This window comes from Streptomyces fumanus, from assembly GCF_014655295.1.
Classification (GTDB): Bacteria; Actinomycetota; Actinomycetes; order Streptomycetales; family Streptomycetaceae; genus Streptomyces; species Streptomyces fumanus.
Genome location: NZ_BNBI01000037.1, coordinates 1 through 1,352, shown reverse-complemented (window position 1 = coordinate 1,352; position 1,352 = coordinate 1). Strand labels below are relative to the sequence as shown.

2 protein-coding genes and 1 pseudogene are annotated in these 1,352 nt (G+C 72.9%); all 3 read right to left on the bottom strand.

Translation table 11 applies throughout. The annotated features are described in order from the left end of the window. A partial coding sequence (locus IE316_RS35180) for an NAD(P)-binding domain-containing protein (RefSeq protein ID WP_190208637.1) occupies positions 1 to 250 on the bottom strand: 250 nt, incomplete at its 3' end. 27 nt (positions 251 to 277) lie between these two features. Continuing rightward, a complete protein-coding gene (gene opcA / locus IE316_RS35175; protein WP_190208636.1) occupies positions 278 to 1,204 on the bottom strand; it encodes a glucose-6-phosphate dehydrogenase assembly protein OpcA in 927 nt (308 codons plus the stop codon). Further along, positions 1,201 to 1,352: pseudogene (locus tag IE316_RS35170) on the bottom strand (glucose-6-phosphate dehydrogenase); the annotation flags it as partial. The pseudogene IE316_RS35170 and the gene opcA, both read right to left, overlap by 4 nt.

Here is a 1,352-nt window from a genome sequence, read left to right as displayed (position 1 = left end):
CGTCCACGACGATGTCCCGGGGCTTGAGCAGGGTGGCGAGCTGGTCGATGACGGCCTGGGTGGGGCCGCCGGCCGGGACCATCACCCACACCGCGCGGGGTCCTTCGAGACGGTCCACGAGGTCGGCGAGGCTGTCCGCGTCGGACAGTTCGGGGTTGGTGTCGTAACCGATGACGTCATGGCCGGCGTTGCGCAGACGCTCGCGCATGTTGCCGCCCATCTTGCCTAGACCGATGAGACCGATCCGCATGATTGCTTCCTTCTCCGAGACCGTGTCTCAGTGGGTCCGGTGGGGGCCGTGGCCGGTGAGGGCGATGGCGTACATCTCGTCCGCGTCGAGGCGCCGCAGCTCCTCGGCGATGAGTTCCGCGGTGGAACGCACCTTCAGCGCCAGGGGGCGCGGCGGCTGGTCGGGCAGGGTCAGGGTGGCCACCGGGCCCTCGGGCCGGTCGATGACGATCTCGCCGGCGGCGGTGTCCAGGCGGACGGTGGTGACGGCGGGGCCGCCGCTGACCCGGCGGTCGGCGCGGACGCCGAGGCGGGCCTCCAGCCAGCGGGCGAGGAGTTCGGCGGCCGGGTTGTCGGCCTCGGCCTCCACGACCGCGGCGGTGACCTTCACCCGGGCCTGATCCAGGGCGGCGGCCAGCATGGAGCGCCACGGCGTCAGCCGGGTCCAGGCGAGGTCGGTGTCGCCGGGCGCGTAGCCGCGCACCCGCTTGCCGAGGGTCTCCATCGGGTTCCCGACCGCGTACAGGTCGGTGATCCGGCGCTGGGCGAGCGCGCCCAGCGGGTCCTTGGCGGGGTTGTCCGGGGCGTCCACCGGCCACCACACGACCACCGGCGCGTCGGGGAGCAGCAGCGGCAGCACCACCGAGTCGGCGTGCTCCGAGACCTCGCCGTACATGCGCAGGACGACCGTCTCACCCGTACCGGCTTCCGCCCCCAGGCGGACTTCCGCGTCCAGCCGGGGACGTGGCCGGTCATGGGTCCTCCGGCCCTGCCGTCCGATGACCACCAGGGTCCGCGAGGGGTGCTCCCGCGAGGCGTCCCCGGCGGCTTTGACCGCGTCGTAGGCGTTCTCCTCGTCGGTGACGACGACCATCGTCAGGACCATGCCCACAGCGGGGGTGCCGATGGCCCGGCGGCCCTCCACGAGGGCGCGTGCGACGGCGCCCGCCGTCGTGTCGGTCAGCTCGATCTTCATGGCCGGCGCCAGCTCCGTCCGTCTCGCTCCAGCATCTGGTCCGCCTCGGCCGGGCCCCAGGTCCCGGCCGGGTACTGGGCCGGGGTGCCGTTCTTGTCCCAGTACTCCTCGATCGGGTCGAGGATCTTCCAGGACAGCTCGACCTCCT

Bases quoted from the DNA above. Each gene is read 5' to 3' on its own strand.
- opcA (WP_190208636.1), bottom strand. From the start codon at position 1,204: ATGAAGATCGAGCTGACCGACACGACGGCGGGCGCCGTCGCACGCGCC.